This is a genomic window from Paenibacillus lignilyticus (genome assembly GCF_017942085.1).
Taxonomy (GTDB): Bacteria; Bacillota; Bacilli; order Paenibacillales; family Paenibacillaceae; genus Paenibacillus_Z; species Paenibacillus_Z lignilyticus.
Genome location: NZ_JAGKSP010000016.1, coordinates 90,451 through 105,896, shown reverse-complemented (window position 1 = coordinate 105,896; position 15,446 = coordinate 90,451). Strand labels below are relative to the sequence as shown.

At 52.5% G+C, this 15,446-nt stretch carries 14 protein-coding genes; 12 read left to right on the top strand and 2 right to left on the bottom strand.

Features of this window, described 5'->3' with window-relative positions:
* Nucleotides 1-15 precede the first annotated feature (15 nt).
* The 6 genes from I8J30_RS26580 (at nucleotide 16) to I8J30_RS26555 (ending at nucleotide 6,967) form a co-directional block, all read left to right on the top strand.
* Nucleotides 16-828 carry a response regulator transcription factor gene (locus I8J30_RS26580; protein WP_210663305.1) on the top strand — a complete coding sequence of 271 codons (813 nt, stop codon included), beginning with the start codon at nucleotides 16-18 and terminating at the stop codon, nucleotides 826-828.
* Nucleotides 825-2,393, top strand: coding sequence for a sensor histidine kinase (locus I8J30_RS26575; RefSeq protein WP_210663303.1), 1,569 nt, complete (start codon nucleotides 825-827; stop codon nucleotides 2,391-2,393). Before I8J30_RS26580 ends, I8J30_RS26575 begins: the two co-directional genes overlap by 4 nt.
* A gap of 739 nt (nucleotides 2,394-3,132) precedes the next feature.
* Complete coding sequence (locus I8J30_RS26570; RefSeq protein ID WP_240548398.1) at nucleotides 3,133-4,239, top strand: DUF3048 domain-containing protein; 1,107 nt, start codon at nucleotides 3,133-3,135, stop codon at nucleotides 4,237-4,239.
* Nucleotides 4,240-4,276: 37 nt separating this feature from the next.
* The gene (locus tag I8J30_RS26565; RefSeq protein ID WP_210663301.1) at nucleotides 4,277-5,071 is read left to right on the top strand and encodes a class I SAM-dependent methyltransferase; all 795 of its coding nucleotides are present in this window, start codon (nucleotides 4,277-4,279) and stop codon (nucleotides 5,069-5,071) included.
* Between the two features lie 264 nt (nucleotides 5,072-5,335).
* Entirely contained in the window at nucleotides 5,336-5,950 is a 615-nt protein-coding gene (locus I8J30_RS26560) for a DUF47 domain-containing protein (RefSeq protein WP_091224071.1), read from the top strand.
* 18 nt (nucleotides 5,951-5,968) lie between these two features.
* On the top strand, nucleotides 5,969-6,967 hold the full coding sequence (locus I8J30_RS26555) for an inorganic phosphate transporter (protein ID WP_091224070.1): 999 nt from the start codon (nucleotides 5,969-5,971) through the stop codon (nucleotides 6,965-6,967).
* A 90-nt stretch (nucleotides 6,968-7,057) separates the two neighbouring features.
* On the opposite strand, the gene I8J30_RS26550 is transcribed toward I8J30_RS26555, so the two are convergent.
* Nucleotides 7,058-7,690 carry a hypothetical protein gene (locus tag I8J30_RS26550; RefSeq protein WP_210663299.1) on the bottom strand — a complete coding sequence of 211 codons (633 nt, stop codon included), beginning with the start codon at nucleotides 7,688-7,690 and terminating at the stop codon, nucleotides 7,058-7,060.
* A gap of 236 nt (nucleotides 7,691-7,926) precedes the next feature.
* On the opposite strand from I8J30_RS26550, the gene I8J30_RS26545 reads away from it, so the two are divergent.
* From I8J30_RS26545 to I8J30_RS34110, 5 genes are all read left to right on the top strand, one after another.
* Entirely contained in the window at nucleotides 7,927-8,217 is a 291-nt protein-coding gene (locus I8J30_RS26545; protein ID WP_090978952.1) for a YerC/YecD family TrpR-related protein, read from the top strand.
* 4 nt (nucleotides 8,218-8,221) lie between these two features.
* Nucleotides 8,222-9,160 carry a sirohydrochlorin chelatase gene (locus I8J30_RS26535; protein WP_240548397.1) on the top strand — a complete coding sequence of 313 codons (939 nt, stop codon included), beginning with the start codon at nucleotides 8,222-8,224 and terminating at the stop codon, nucleotides 9,158-9,160.
* Between the two features lie 186 nt (nucleotides 9,161-9,346).
* The gene (locus I8J30_RS26530) at nucleotides 9,347-10,261 is read left to right on the top strand and encodes a diacylglycerol kinase (RefSeq protein ID WP_091224066.1); all 915 of its coding nucleotides are present in this window, start codon (nucleotides 9,347-9,349) and stop codon (nucleotides 10,259-10,261) included.
* A gap of 73 nt (nucleotides 10,262-10,334) precedes the next feature.
* On the top strand, nucleotides 10,335-11,816 hold the full coding sequence (rlmD, locus tag I8J30_RS26525; protein WP_210663297.1) for a 23S rRNA (uracil(1939)-C(5))-methyltransferase RlmD: 1,482 nt from the start codon (nucleotides 10,335-10,337) through the stop codon (nucleotides 11,814-11,816).
* Nucleotides 11,817-12,286: 470 nt separating this feature from the next.
* A complete protein-coding gene (locus tag I8J30_RS34110) occupies nucleotides 12,287-13,219 on the top strand; it encodes an HD domain-containing protein (protein ID WP_210663295.1) in 933 nt (310 codons plus the stop codon).
* 220 nt (nucleotides 13,220-13,439) lie between these two features.
* Here the strand turns inward: I8J30_RS34110 and I8J30_RS26515 are convergent, their stop codons facing one another.
* Entirely contained in the window at nucleotides 13,440-14,102 is a 663-nt protein-coding gene (locus I8J30_RS26515) for a 3'-5' exonuclease (RefSeq protein WP_210663293.1), read from the bottom strand.
* A gap of 271 nt (nucleotides 14,103-14,373) precedes the next feature.
* Between I8J30_RS26515 and I8J30_RS26510 the strand changes: the two genes are divergently transcribed.
* Nucleotides 14,374-15,327, top strand: coding sequence for a helix-turn-helix transcriptional regulator (locus I8J30_RS26510; RefSeq protein ID WP_210663291.1), 954 nt, complete (start codon nucleotides 14,374-14,376; stop codon nucleotides 15,325-15,327).
* The last annotated feature ends 119 nt before the right edge of the window (nucleotides 15,328-15,446 follow it).

Below are 15,446 nucleotides of genomic sequence, written 5' to 3'. Positions count from 1 at the left end.
AGGGGGACGGCTGCTTTGAAAATATTGATTGTTGAGGATGAAGAAGCGATTCGCGGGTTTGTCCGCATTAATTTAAAACGAGGCGGCATGGAAGTGACGGAGGCCGAGGATGGGGAAACCGCTTTGGCGCTTGCGCAGGCGGCTTCCCCGCCTTTCGATGTGGCCCTGCTGGATCTGATGCTGCCCGGCATTAGCGGGTTTGAAGTGTGCGAGCAGCTGAGACAGCAGTTTCCCCGCATGGGCATCATTATGCTGACGGCGAAGTCGCAGGAGGAAGACAAGATCCGCGGCTTGGAGCTGGGCGCGGATGATTACGTGCAGAAGCCGTTCAGCCCGGGCGAGCTTGTCGCCCGGCTGAACGCGCTTAAGCGGCGCATGCAGCCGCTTGGCGAAGAGCCGGACGGGGCTGTAGGAGCTTCCGCTGCCGAGGCAGGAGCATTGCCCCCGGCGCAAACGCAACCGCCGCAAGCGCAAGGCTTCGGCGTCTCGGCGCAGCAGCAGGTGCCGCAGCGTCCCGGCGAGCTGAGTTCGGGGCTGTTCCGCCTGTCTTCGGCGGAGCGCCGGCTGTGGAAGGATGGCGTCGAGATCGTGCTGACGCCGACGGAATGGACGCTTGTGAAGCTGCTGATGGAGCGGGAAGGCGAAGGGCTTAGCCGCGATGATATCCTGAACGCGGTATGGGGACGCCACTACGTCGGCGATCTGAAGATCGTCGACGTGAACATTCGCCGCATCCGCCAGAAGATCGAGATCCAGCCGTCCGATCCGCAGCATATCGAGACGCTGTGGGGGTATGGCTACCGCTGGAAACGGAGCGACGAGCAATGAGAAGCCTGCGCACACGCATCGTATGGAGCTATGGCATCCTGATCGTGCTCGTAGTCGTGATGCTCGGTTCGATGTTCGTGACACTCGTCTGGAACTACTATTACAGCAGCGCGGTCGGCTCTGTCCTGCAGCGTGCAGAGACGGAGGCGGCCCTACATAATCGGATGATCGCGTATGAGCCGATGAGAGAGAAAGCCAGATACATGCTGCAAAACATGTCCGAAGGCACGGCCCATCTCCAGCTGCTTACCGGCTCCGGCGTTATCGTCGTCGACAGCAACGGACTTGGCGGCGATGGCAAGCTTGCGGAAACGCCCGATGTCAGGCGGGCGATCTACGGCGGCAAAGGGGTCTGGCGCGGCACGGACCCGCTGACGAACGAGCGGATCGCGGCGGTTACGCTGCCGGTCAAGCAAGGCCAGCGCGTGGTGGCGATGTTTCGCTATACCGCCTCGCTCAAGGAAGTGGACACAACCGTCCGCAATGTGCTGTGGATTACGCTTCTTGTCGGTACGGTTGTCGTGCTGCTCTTCTTTACGACGAGCGTGTTGATCGCGAACCGAATCGCCAAACCGATTCGCAATCTAACGCGAGTCGCCGAGAAGATGGCCGAAGGCGATTGGACCCGCCGCGCCGCGCCTCATGATCGGGACGAGATCGGCCGGCTTGCGGAAACGCTGAACACGATGGCCTCCGAGCTGACGCGGCGAGAGAAGCTGAAGGAGGACTTCATCTCCTCGATCTCCCACGAGCTGCGGACACCGCTCACCTCGATTAAAGGCTGGAGCGAGACGCTGGCCTCCGGCGATCCGAGCGATGTAGAAGAGCTGAATCTGGGGCTGAAGATCATCGATCGGGAGACGGAAAGGTTGGCCGGACTCGTCGAGGACTTGCTCGACTTCTCGAAGCTCTATGCCAAGAGCATCGTGCTCCATCCCGAGGCGCTCGACATCCGGAAGACGATCGAAGAAACGCTCCGCCAGTTCGAAGCGCGCGGGCAGCGGGAGTCGATCAAGATAACGGGAACAAGCGGGGACAAGCCGCTCGTTGCGGAAGTGGATGCCAATCGGCTCAAGCAAGTGTTCATCAATGTACTCGACAATGCGCTGAAATTTACGCCGCGAAACGGGACCATTACGGTAACGGCGGATCAAGACGACGGGATGGCCCGAATCCGCATTCAAGATACGGGAAGCGGCATTTCGCCCGAGGATTTGCCCCATGTGACCGAGAAGTTCTACAAAGGGACTAGCCAGCGCTCCGGAAGCGGGCTCGGCCTGGCCATCTGCAAAGAAATCGTCGAGCTGCATGGCGGGAGCTTCCGTCTGGAGAGTACGGTTGGCGAAGGAACAACGGTGACGATTGCATTACCGCTGATCGGTACGCAGCAACAGCAGAACCAACAACAGCAGAACCAACAGCAACTGCAGCAACAACAGCAGAACCAACAGCAACAGCAGCAACAACAGCAGAACCAACAGCAACAGCAGCAACAGCAACAGCAACAGCAGCAACAGCAACAACAGCAACCCCAACAGCCGCCGGAAGCGGCAAACCCAAAATAACCCGATCGGCAGCAGCCGACCGGGTTATTTTGGAGCTTGCATTTATTCTTTATAGAACAGCGACTTGTGATTCTTGGTTACATAGGCAATCGCGATAATCGCCAACAGGATGACAAGGCTGGAGAACCAATGTGCGGTGATCCAGTCGATAAAAGCTGGCATACACAGCCCCCTCGGGTGAAGCGAGATAAAGTTAGTGTGCCAGATATTAGGCGAGTTATGCGTTTCTGCCCAGCGAGGCAGCGCTGCTTTGTGCAATGCGAAATTCTAACGAATCGTAGAGGGCTTATTTCACCGAAATTAGGGGTTTCGAGATTCTAACGAATCGTAGGGGGCTTATTGTGGGAAAATCGGCTCCCAAATACACACTTGTGGTCAAATAAGGCCTGTACGATTCGTTAGCCTATTTTTGGAGCCGTTTTCGGGCAAATAAGACCTGTGTGGTTCGTTAGAGCGATCACGCAACTCAAATTGCGCATCTCGCACCAGATAACGCTCCCCCCACCTCGCACCACGCCGCGTCCAACTGCGATAATCTAACGAATGGCGCCCCGCCGCGTCCAGCTTGCGCTTACTAATCGTAGGGGAGATATTTCGCCCTGATTTCCGAGCGTCGAGATTCTAATGGGGAAATAGCAATAAGAAAGTTCATTCCCGACAACAGTGGAAGACAATGCCACCGCTCTTGTGGTTTAATAAGAAATATCCAACTCAACTCTTCCAAAAGGTGGGCTCGCAGATGAAGCATGCTAAACGGTCATCCTTTCGCTTTACGCTCGTGCTTGGCGCAGTAATGCTGCTAGTGGCAAGTATGGTGCTCACGGGCTGCAACGAGAAGAAGCTTAACGTCAACGATACGCCACCGGTTGCCGAAACGCCGACGGAGCCAGCGGAAGCGCCTGCAGAGACGGCGCCGGTTGACCCGCCCGCCGTGGATCCGCCTCAATATATTGCACCGCTCACCGGCTTGCCGCTGGATAGCGAACCTACGCAGCGTCCGATCGCCGTCATGGTGAACAACTTCGCCGCGGCGCGTCCTCAGTCGGGATTGCCGAACGCCGATGTCGTCTGGGAAGTGCTTGCCGAAGGCGGCATTACAAGGCTTGTAGCCGTCTACCAAAGCGACACCTCGACGAATCCGATCGGTCCGATTCGCAGCAACCGCCCTTACCTCATTCGTATCGGCGAAGCTTACCATTCCGTATTGGCTCATGCAGGCGCGAGCACAGATGGCTACGACATCCTGCAGCATCATGACAAAGATTACTTAGACGAAATCTCCAACGCCGGCGCTTATTTCTACCGCGAATCGTTCCGCAAACCGCCGCACAATCTGTACTCCAATCTAGAGAAGCTGCGTGCCGGAGCCGCGAAGAAGAAATATGCGGAAACCGTAGAGATCCCGACGTTCACCTGGTCCGAGCAAGGAGCAACATCGGCGGGAGCGGCGGCAACGACGGTCGAGATTCATTTTCTGCTGAAGGATTACAAGCTGTCCTACCGTTACAACGAGACGACTGGCCTCTATGAACGCTCGGTTAACGGCAAACCGCATACCGATCTCACGACGAACAACCAGCTGACGGCTACGAATCTCGTGGTCATCGGCGCGAAACATAAGACTTACGACGACTATGGCCGGCTTGAGATTGATCTGGAGAGCGGCGGTCCGGCGATGCTGATTCAGAAGGGCAAGGAAGTCGACTGCACGTGGGAGCGCAGCAGCGACGGCGTCATTCGCCTGATGAAGGACGGACAGGAGCTGCCGTTCGTACCCGGACATACCTTCTACCACATCGTTCCGATGACGCCGACGTTTGCGGGGCATGTGAAGCTCGGCATATAATGAATAGATTAGACAGCGTAACGTGGAGGAACAGAGCTTGGAATCGACTACGAAGCAAAATGAACAGTCCTGGAACACCGGCGCATACGGGGCGTGGCTGAAGCGTTTCGGCACGCCGGCCGAGGCGGCGGACAAAATCAAATCGGCACCCGAGAAGCGCGTCGGTTCGGCACTTGAGCATATGGGAAATGTGAGCGGGAAGCGGATCGTGAATCTGCTTGGCTCGAACGGCAACAAAGCCGTGGCGCTTGCGCTGCTTGGCGCAGAAGCAACCGTCATCGATTTCTCCGCGGAGAATGAACGTTATGCCACGGAACTAGCCGCTGCGGCAGGGGTTCCGCTCACCTATATCGTGGCTGATGTGCTGAAGCTGCCTGATTCGGTGCTGAACGGAAGCTACGACATCGTGTATATGGAGTTTGGGATTCTGCATTATTTTCTGGACCTACTCCCGTTGTTTGAGGTTGTCCGCGGGTTGCTTCGCCAAGGAGGGACGCTCGTGCTGCAGGATTTCCATCCCGTCTCCACGAAGCTGATCTCCTCGCGCGGCACAACGGCGAACATTCGCAAACACAAGGTGGACGGCGATTATTTCAGCACGGAGCTGGAGGAGAAGGAAGTCGCATTCTCCAAGTTTATGTCGGAGGATCAAGAAGGGGCATCGGAAGTACCCAAAGTGCTGCTGCGCAACTGGACGCTCGGGGAGATCGTAACGGCGGTTGCTTCCGGGGGATTGTGCATCAAGCTGCTGGAAGAGCTGCCGAACGCCTCGTCGGACGTGTTCGACAAAGGCATTCCGAAGACCTTCACCATCGCAGCCGAGAAGCTGTAAATCGCGATAAGCAGGAGAAGCCGGAGCAGATCCGGTTTCTTTTTTTTTGCGCCGGAGGCGGTTAAAATCGGATGTGCCGGAAAACAATAGAAGGGCAAGGCAGCCTCAAATGAAAATAATGAACGATTTTTGATAATTAGTCATAAAACCTTTACAATCCCTTAACAATTGGGTTGTAAACTGTGTTAAGATATTGTCGGTTTCATATGGAGATTGTAGAAATTTACCGGCAACCAAATTAGCGCGACAGCGAAGGGGATAGTTATGTTTAAGAAAAAGAACGATGTGTTCTTTACGACACTGGAAGCGATGGCGGATACGATTCTGGAAGGCGTGCTCTACTTTGAGCAGAACGTTTCTAAAATCAAAGATGCCGGACAGTTTGCCAAAACGATGAAAGAGTATGAGAGCAAATGCGACCGTCATGTACATACGATTCTGACTGAACTGAACAAAACGTTTATTACGCCAATCGAGCGTGAAGATATTTTGAAGCTGACGACGTCGCTTGACGATGTGCTTGACGGCATCGAAGCTTGCGCTTCCCGTTTCGAAATGTACAACATTACGGAGCCGGACGAGTATGTCACGCTCTTCGCAGAGAACATCCTTCGCTGCGCGCAGCAAATCAAGAAAGCGATCTACCTCCTCTCCGAGAAGAAGCTGCTTGCGATGCGCGAGCCTGCTATCCATATCAACGAGCTTGAGAACCAAGCCGATGATCTGCTTCGCATCAGCGTGAAGAGCTTGTTCGCGAACGTGAAGGATCCGATTGAGCTGATCAAGCGCAAAGAGGTTTATGAGCGTCTGGAGCAAACGACCGACTATTGTGAGGATGTCGCAAACACACTCGAAACCATCATTATGCGCAACAGCTAAGGAGCGGGACGAGCAGGCATGGACATTTACATTTGGGTTGGCATCGTTATATTTCTAGCATTGGCCTTTGATTTTATTAACGGTTTTCACGATACAGCTAACGCAATCGCGACGACAGTGTCGACACGTGCATTGTCACCGCGGATGGCGATTATTCTTGCGTCTCTGATGAACTTTATCGGGGCGATTATGTTTACGGGCGTGGCGAAGACGATCGGGGGCAAAATCGCGAATCCGGCTACGCTTGACCATGGCGTGCAGGTTGTAGTCGCGACGCTGATCGGGGCCATTGCATGGAACCTGGTTACGTGGTGGTTCGGTATCCCTTCCTCGTCTTCACATGCTTTAATCGGGTCATTGACCGGCGCGGTTGTCAGCTCTGCCGGATTGGACGCGATTAATGGCAGCGGATTTATCGATATCTTAAAGGCACTTATTCTATCGCCGCTCATTGCATTCGCCGGGGGCTTTATCGTGATGTGGATATTGAAGCAGATTTTTGCAAAATCCAATCCCCATCACGTCAATAAAGTGTTCCGCTCGAGTCAGATTCTGACGGCGGCATTCCAATCGTTCACCCACGGGACGAACGATGCGCAGAAGGCGATGGGGATCATCACGTTCGCGCTCGTCACAGCGGGCATCCAAGATAATACCGATCATATTCCGCTCTGGGTTAAGATTTCCGCAGCGACGGCTATGGCGCTCGGTACTTCGATCGGCGGCTGGAAGATCATCAAGACGATGGGTACGAAAATTTTCAAAATCGAGCCGATCAACGGCTTCGCGGCGGATATCACATCGGCAACCGTTATCCTAACGGCAACGATGACGCATCTGCCGGTAAGTACGACGCATGTAATTACCTCTTCCATTCTCGGGGTGGGCAGCGCGAAACGCTTCTCCGCCGTCAAATGGGATTTGGCCGGACGGATCATCATCTCATGGATCATCACGATTCCGATTACGATGATTCTCGCGGCCGTGCTGTACCAGATTATCGCTTTGTTTATCTAACACGTATGTAAAAAGGCTGAACGTCTCGCAAGCGGCACTTAAGGTGCGCTTGGTCGAGAGGTTCAGCCTTTTTTTCGCTGGTGCGGCCGGTTATCGACGAGGGCGTCTGCGGCGCGGGCCGCCGGGCGTTACACCGGATTTGCTTCCGGTCCGCCGGCGCTTCTTCTTGCGGCGCTTCGGCGGTGCGTCATCATCGTCGTCGGTGCTGGTTACCGAAGCTCCCTTCTTCCCGAAGGAGGAAGCGAGTACCTTGATCAGCGGCGCCATCTGGGTGATGCTGCCGACCACTTTCTGAACCTTGCCCATCGTGGTCACAATACCGTCGATGCCGCCTAAACGGTCGACTACGCCTTTGAGGTCATTGAGACTCGTGGCGAGGTTGAAGCCGGACTTGGCGTCAGCCTTGGCATCCGGTTTGATGTCGATCTTCCCTGCTTCGATCATCGCGGGGAGATTGCCGTCGGACTCCGGAAGAGGTATAATTTGCTGGCCGGCCGCCGGTTGAATGGTAATCGATGGGACTCCGGTAGAGAACTCGGAGGATGAGAACGGGACCGGGGTTTTCCCTAACCCGACGCTTTTGTTAGTGTTTAAGCCTTGAAATGGATCCGATATTCCGGGAAAAGGACTTTGCTGCCGCCCATGATGCAGGCCTTGACCTTGCCCGCCGCTCTGGCTCTGCTGCTCATAGCTGCCGGCGGGTGGATCGTAGCGGTATTTCACGCAGATCACAACCTTTTTTGGCTTTTTATATAGTAGTCTATGGGATAGGCAAACATACGGACTGGACGAATGCCCGTATTTTCGTAATAAATTTCCGCAGGTGCGGGGTAACACTCGGTGATCATTGTGGGCCGACATGTCCTTCTGTTCTGTGAAGCGCTACAACGGTGACGCTTGAATAATGGTAGAGAAACGAATACAATTAACTTACTAGTTCAAGTAGGAGTGTGCGGACGATGCAATTGAAGAAGCTGAATGACAAGACGTTCGACCAGCTGTTTGAAGCAATTCTTACGCTGGAGACGGTGGAAGAATGCTATGTGTTCTTTGACGATTTGTGTACGGTAAACGAGATCCAGTCGCTGTCCCAGCGGCTTGAAGTGGCACGCATGCTTGGCAAGGGTGCGACATATAATCAGATTGAAGCAGAAACCGGCGCAAGCACGGCGACGATTTCGCGCGTGAAGCGGTGCCTGAACTACGGCAACGATGGGTACAAGATGGCGCTGGAGCGCGCAGGACGCTAACGTCATGCGGAAGCCTGGCGTGTTGGTTATTAGTCACGGCTCGCGCGAGGCGGGCTGGGTGAAGCTTGTGGATGAAGCGGTAGCGGCGGTTGTAGTTGGGCGAGAGGGTGGCGCTGGATTGAGCGCTAGTCGCGTTGAGAGCAGAGATGCTGGCGCTGGTCGCGGTGAGAGCGTTGAGAGCAGAGATGTTGGCGCTAATCGCGATGATAGCAGTGATGCTACCGAGCAGACTCATAGTAACCCTAATGGCGCCGATGTGCCGGTTGTCTCGGCTTTTCTGGAGATTGTAGAAGGACGTCTGATCCAAGACGGCATAGATCAGCTAGAAGCGGAAGGCGTGACGGAGCTCTACGTCCTTCCGCTTTTTGTGTCGTCCGGCAGTACGCATGTGGACGACATTGCACAGGCGTTCGGCGTTGCGCCGGTGTCGGCAAGGCGCCGGGGCGAGCTGGCGCCGTTTCGGGTTGGCGCGGGCATGAGCGTCCGCTTCGGCCTGCCGATCGACGACGATGCGGATATTGCCGAGCTGCTGCTCGGTAATATCGCGGAGCTGTCATCGGTGCCCGCGCGGGAGCGATTGCTGCTCGTCGCGCATGGTTCGCGCGAGCCGGTCTTCCACCGCCGCTGGCGGGATGGGATGCGGCAGCTCGCGGCGCGTGTCCGCGAGCTTGGCGGGTTTGGCGGCGCAGACATTGCGATGCTGCTACCGAACCAGGCAGCCTGCAAGCTGCGCGCGCTGCAGCGGCGGTACCCCGGCGACTCGTTCCTCGTTGTGCCTCTCTTTCTGAGCGAGGGTTATTTTACAAGAACGGTCATTCCGGGTCGGCTTGAAGGGCTGGACTACCGGTACAATGGCCGCGCGCTGCTGCCGAATCCGTACATCGTGCGCTGGATGGAGCGTCAGATCGAGAGCTGGCTGAGTGAGCTGAATGGTGCGAGATGACTTGTCGCTCGTCGCTGGTAATAACTGGCGAGGCGCGTTTGGGAAGTTCGTCATTTAGGTGTATAGTAGAGGGTAGAGAACGCGAGAAGATACGGGCAGCAGGATGCTTGCCGGTTGCCGTGTTTACGGGTGCGCGGAAGGCGCTGCCGTACACGGTCCGGAGTGAATGTGCCGGAGGTGGACTAGGTGACGATTAAGAGGGCGAGATTGATCTATAACCCGACATCGGGTCGGGAGGAAATTAAGAAGCGGCTGCCGGATATCCTGCAGCGGCTTGAGCGCGGCGGCATCGAGACGAGCTGCCACGCCACCGTGAGCGAAGGCGATGCGACGATCGCGGCATCCGAAGCGGCGGACCGCGGCTTCGACATGATCATCGCGGCCGGCGGCGACGGGACGCTGTATGAAGTGATCAACGGCTTGGCGGAGAAGGATGTACGACCGCCGCTCGGGATTCTGCCGCTCGGGACAACGAATGATTTTGCCCGTGCGCTTGGCATTCCGAAGCACTGGGAGTACGCGTGCGATCTCATCATTCAGCAGTACACGAAGCCGATCGATCTGGGACGGGCGAATCAGCGTTATTTTATCAACATTGCAGGCGGGGGTTCCTTGACGGAGCTGACCTATGAAGTGCCGAGCAAGCTGAAGACGATGATCGGGCAACTGGCCTATTATATGAAGGGTCTTGAGAAAATGACCCGCCTTCGGCCAACGGAGCTGCGGCTCCAGGCGAAGGAGATCGGCGAGATCCATGAGGAGATCATGATGTTCCTCATTTGTAATAGCAATTCGGTCGGCGGCTTCGAGAAGCTGGCACCGGAGGCGAGCCTCAGCGATGGCCTGTTCGACGTGGTCGTGCTGAAGAAATGCAACCTCGGCGAGTTCATTCGGCTAGCGTCCCTGGCGCTGCGCGGCGAGCATTTGCATGATCCGCATGTGGTGCATTTTCAGACGCGCGAGCTGATCGTTACAACACCGGATTATGTGCAGCTGAACCTGGACGGCGAGTATGGCGGCACGCTGCCATGTACGTTCACGGTGCTGCCGTCGCATTTGAACATTATCGTAGATGAAGCGGGCAATTCTACTTATAAATAAACGGAACGAAGCAGATAGATGGATAAGGCTAGGCGAGACAACTGACTGAGGAAAACGGAGCGGGTTAAGAACAATGAGCAACAACAAGGTTAAAGTACCGACAGTAAGCAAAAATGATGAAGTCGTCGTCGACATTGTCGGCTTGACGCATGAAGGCGAAGGGGTAGGCCGTGCAGACGGCTTTACCCTTTTTATACAGGGAGCCCTTCCCGGCGAACGCGTCCGCGCGAAGGTGCTGAAGGTGAAGAAGACGTACGGCTACGCGAAACTGCAGGAGTTACTGGTTAAGAGCGCGGACCGGGTGGACGCGCCTTGCCCGATCTATAAGCAGTGCGGCGGCTGCCAGCTGCAGCATCTGAGTTACGAGGGGCAGCTCGCGTGGAAACGGCAGCATGTGGTGGACAATCTGGAGCGGATTGGGAAGCTGCGGGTTGCTGGGGCAGACGGCGCGAGTGAAGGCCTAGTCGGCGGTGAGGCGGCTGCGGTGATTGTCCATCCCACTGTTGGGATGGACGAGCCATGGCGCTATCGGAATAAAGCATCCGTGCCGATGGGTATGGCCGCTGTGGCTATGGGTGGCGATGGTGACGGGCTATTCTCAGAAGAGCGCCTAATCGGCGGTTTCTACACGCGTGGCAGTCACCGCATCATTGATATGGACGAGTGCATGATTCAGCATTCGCACAATGATGATATTGTGGCGCGCGTGAAGGCGATCGGCCGCGAGCTTGGTATTTCGGCCTATAACGAAGAGACAGGCCGCGGATTGCTGCGTCATGTTATGACGCGCGTTGGATTCGTGTCTGGCGAGGCGATGATCGTGCTGATTACTAACGGGGGGCACATCCCTCAAGTGGACAGCTGGATCAAGATGATCCGCGAAGCCGTGCCTAACGTGAAGAGTATCGTGCAGAACGTGAACAAGCGAGATACAAACGTCATCTTCGGCGATGAGACCCGCGTGCTATGGGGCAGTGAGGTTATCTATGACGAGCTCGATGGCATTCGTTTTGCCATCTCGGCTAGGTCGTTTTATCAGGTAAATCCGGTACAAACGGTTGAGTTGTACCGCAAAGCGGTTGAGTATGCCGCGCTGACGGGGAAAGAGCGGGTTATCGATGCCTATTGCGGTATCGGTACGATTTCGCTATTCTTGGCGCGTCAAGCTGGTCATGTTTACGGCGTCGAAATTGTGCCGGAGGCGATTGCGGATGCGGAGCGGAATGCGAAGCTGAACGGGATTGAGAACGCCTCGTTCGAGGCTGGCCCAGCTGAGGTCGTGATCCCGCGCTGGCGTAAGGAAGGCATTGTACCCGATGTAATCGTCGTCGATCCACCACGTAAAGGGTGTGACGAAGCGTTATTGGAGACGATTCTGGCGATGCGGCCCGAGCGGGTGGTGTATGTGTCTTGTAATCCGTCGACATTGGCACGCGACTTGCGCGTGCTGGAGGATGGCGGGTACCGGACGGTTGAGGTGCAGCCGGTGGATATGTTCCCGCATACCGTTCACGTAGAATCGGTGGCTTTGTTGGTGAGGGAGAGTAAAGCGTAATTTAATCTTCAAATTTACTGTGTAAAGTTGATGTGAAAATCAGATAGAAATTAACCAAAATGAAACGAAGACGTCAGTGAATTCCCAGGCGTCTTTGTTTTTGTCATTAGGGGGCTTTAGATGAAAAGGTGGTTTATATAAATGACATCTTTTATACCAGTGAAGCGATTGGTAAATTAAATTAAGAACGTATGTTTCGTGACAATGATATGTCTGTAAAAAGTTTTATAATCTAAGTAGACTTCAACCGAGAGGGGAAATGGGTTTGAAAATCATAAGGGAATAGAAGAGTTATTATGCCTATAAACGGTAAGGTGAATTTGATTTTGTACGGAGACAAACTATATGAAGAAGTATAGAATGCAGGTTTATTCATTAAAGCACGACGAATGGAATAAGGAATCAGTACTTAAGCTACCGGATAAGAATTCATTGAGGCAATGATTTGATGCAGAGAGGAGTTAGTTAGAATGGCCGATATTGAAGATCATGGATTAAGTTGTCATTCGCTCATTGAAAAGGCGATTGAATTTGCCGCATATGCACATCGAAATCAGACCCGCAAAGGAACAGAAATTCCATATATAAGTCATCCGTATGCGGTAGGAATGATTTTGTTAAAGGCAGGTTGTAAGGAAGAAGTCGTAGCAGCCGGGATCCTGCATGATACGCTTGAGGATACCGAGACGACCGATGAACAATTGCGTGGGATGTTCGGCCCCGTTGTTCTTGAAACTGTTCAGGGCTGCTCTGAACCCGACAAAGGAGCCACTTGGGAGGAGAGAAAACAGCATACGCTGGAGGCTCTGAAAACGTCCAATTTGGCCATTCGACAGGTGTCTTGCGCAGATAAGCTGAACAATATACGCTCGATCAGACGCGATTTGGAGCATTATGGCGAAGACATCTGGAAGCGATTCAAACGGGGACGTGAGAGCCAGCAATGGTATTATACTGGGCTAGTTGAAAGTCTTGGGTACGTATCGCGATTCCCGCTCTTAGACGGATTGCAAGATGAGATAGAGCAAGTTTTCGGAGTCCCATTGGCGCAACCAGAATGGAGTAAGCTTCGAAAGAGCCGGAAATTTATTGATCTGGCTTTTGAAACTGCGTATGGCAACATCTCTGATATTGAAGAGCGGCAGCCGAAGTTTGTGAAGCTAGGTGCATGGGATCTTGTACAGCATATCCACGAAAGAGCTTATCCGCTATATCCGGAATATCAAGACGATTTTGATAGGCTGATAACTTATTTACAAGAAAGGGGCATTGAGTTTGAATTTAACAGTGAAGGCCCCGCTATTCTTGTAGGCTTCTGCACTGTACTTATGAGTGCATTAAACATGTATCCTTCTGAGGTTTTGCATCATTTCAAGCGTGGTATGAAGCGCGGAATTTTATAATAGTATGTACATCATGGCATACTTCAATTATTGAAGATAATCACTTGAATGAACTTAGAGAGTATGAGGAAAGGCACCAGGTTATCAGTAGCCAGAAAGTACACTCGTATTCTTAATCATTCACGTTCTCTTCCATATCATTAGGGGAGTATTATTGAAGTTCGTTTCTTACACGCTACGACTTCGGATGAATTGGCGATAAAAAATGCACAAAGGGGCGTCATGTAACCATCCCAAGCAGCGAAGCGAGCTGGCCAAACGGCCGGTTTTCTTCTTTTTGTCCGGATGAATAGACGATTTGATTTGTAAACATAAACTCCTCAGTTACTCTGTTTTTCTGAAAAGTCAGTTTCGGAAACACCTTCACGAACAATTTGGCCGTATTGAAAGCATCGTCCAGGGCGTTATGCTGTTTACCGAAGAATGGAATGTCTAGGAGTGCTAGGGATTTCACTAGTCCGAGGCGCTGATTTATGTCGGTTTCCTGGAGGCAAGTAAACTGCAACTGTATGTCATTATAATTCTGTAGTAAGTTTAGATCGATACTATGATGATGACAGTGCTTAATCATTTGATACTTATCATCGGGTCCCCATGAACACAGAAAGTACTCTTCAGCACCTAACCACTCATAAAATGCCCATGCTGCCTCATTGAATCTCGGAGCATGGCTAACTTGCTCTTGCGTGATTCCGGTAAACTCCGTAGTCAGTTTCGAAAGATACGGACGGGTTGTCGGTTTCACGTGAGTGTGGAAGAGGTCAGTCATTACAAGCCGCCCCTCAAGGACACGAAGCTCAATGGCTCCAATTTCTATGATTTCGGATAGATATTTCTGCGTGCGAGAAACGGTAAATTCGAGGTCGTATACAATATACTTCATTTATAAAGTCTCCATTCATGGGTTATGGAGTCAGTATAACGAAGCCAATTGACAGCTGGGTGTCTCGAACAGATGTTTGATTTATAAAGCTTGCGTTATAGCTAATTTCTTCCAACGATTGGAGCTTAAAATGATGTTCGTTTGTAAGAAGAAATTCAGGAATGCTTCGTAAGGAATTATTGTAAAGAGTAGAAAATATTTGGAGGATACAGTTGAATCATGTCGAATATATCTCCTCGAGATTTGTAAATCGGTTTCGAGGAGAACATATATGATCGACAAAGTCATCCGCATCTTTAATATTATTAATGCCATTCAGGCAAACCCCGGCATATCTGCGAAGGATCTTGCTTTCAAATGTGAAGTGAATATTCGTACAATTTATAGAGATATGGATATTCTTGATCTGATTGCTCCGGTTCAAAGAGAGGGCAGAGGCACAGGTTACCGCTTTATGGGGAAATTCTTCCTATATCCGTTAAACTTTACTGAGCAGGAGGCGCTTGTCTTCTCTTTACTTCCTTCTGTACTGGACAAGGATAAGCTGCCGCCTGGTTTTGATACCGCCTATGATAAGGTTATGGGAACGCATCTTAAGGAGAAATCCCGCCAGAATAGTATCATCGAAGATATTACAGGTATTATTCAAATGGGTACGCCTGCATATCGTAAAGACAGCCCTAATCTGTTACAGCCCATCATACAGGCAATTCTAGTGCAGCGAACCATACATACGGAATACCATACTCAATCGCGTAACGAGACAACAGTTCGTAAGATCGATCCATACTACCTTGTGCCACGCGATCAACGATTCTACTTAATTGGCTATTGTCATTTGAAGCAGGATATTCGCACGTTCCGCATTAGTCGGTTCTTGAAAGCAGAGCTTACTACCCAGGAATTCGACAAAGGTGATTTCAATATCAAGAAGTATTTGAAGAACACCTGGTCCATAGAGCAGGGAGACAAGAATATCACCTTTAAAGTCCGGTTTAGTGCGGAAGTTGCGCGCTACATTAAGGAAGAAGAATTGTTCGTGCACCCGCGTATGAAAGATAATAAAGATGGCAGTATGACATTTGAAGTAACGGTAAATAACGAGAAAGAATTCATGAGATGGATTCTTCAATACGGACCTGCTGCGGAAATCCTGGAGCCAAAGTCAGTGAGGGATTCGTTAAAGAATCAACTCAATGAGTGGGTAGAGATGTATAACAAATAGTATTTTACGAGGAGACCTAATATAGGTCTCCTTTTTCTAAAATCGAACAAACATTCGCTGACGCCTATGTTGTCGTAACCGAGTTGCATAATGTAGACGTAAGACATCGGGATTATGCA

Bases quoted from the DNA above. Each gene is read 5' to 3' on its own strand.
- rlmD (WP_210663297.1), top strand. From the start codon at position 10,335: ATGAGCAACAACAAGGTTAAAGTACCGACAGTAAGCAAAAATGATGAA.
- I8J30_RS26510 (WP_210663291.1), top strand. From the start codon at position 14,374: ATGATCGACAAAGTCATCCGCATCTTTAATATTATTAATGCCATTCAG.
- I8J30_RS26560 (WP_091224071.1), top strand. From the start codon at position 5,336: ATGTTTAAGAAAAAGAACGATGTGTTCTTTACGACACTGGAAGCGATG.
- I8J30_RS26570 (WP_240548398.1), top strand. From the start codon at position 3,133: ATGAAGCATGCTAAACGGTCATCCTTTCGCTTTACGCTCGTGCTTGGC.
- I8J30_RS34110 (WP_210663295.1), top strand. From the start codon at position 12,287: ATGGCCGATATTGAAGATCATGGATTAAGTTGTCATTCGCTCATTGAA.
- I8J30_RS26575 (WP_210663303.1), top strand. From the start codon at position 825: ATGAGAAGCCTGCGCACACGCATCGTATGGAGCTATGGCATCCTGATC.
- I8J30_RS26535 (WP_240548397.1), top strand. From the start codon at position 8,222: ATGCGGAAGCCTGGCGTGTTGGTTATTAGTCACGGCTCGCGCGAGGCG.
- I8J30_RS26515 (WP_210663293.1), bottom strand. From the start codon at position 14,102: ATGAAGTATATTGTATACGACCTCGAATTTACCGTTTCTCGCACGCAG.
- I8J30_RS26545 (WP_090978952.1), top strand. From the start codon at position 7,927: ATGCAATTGAAGAAGCTGAATGACAAGACGTTCGACCAGCTGTTTGAA.
- I8J30_RS26555 (WP_091224070.1), top strand. From the start codon at position 5,969: ATGGACATTTACATTTGGGTTGGCATCGTTATATTTCTAGCATTGGCC.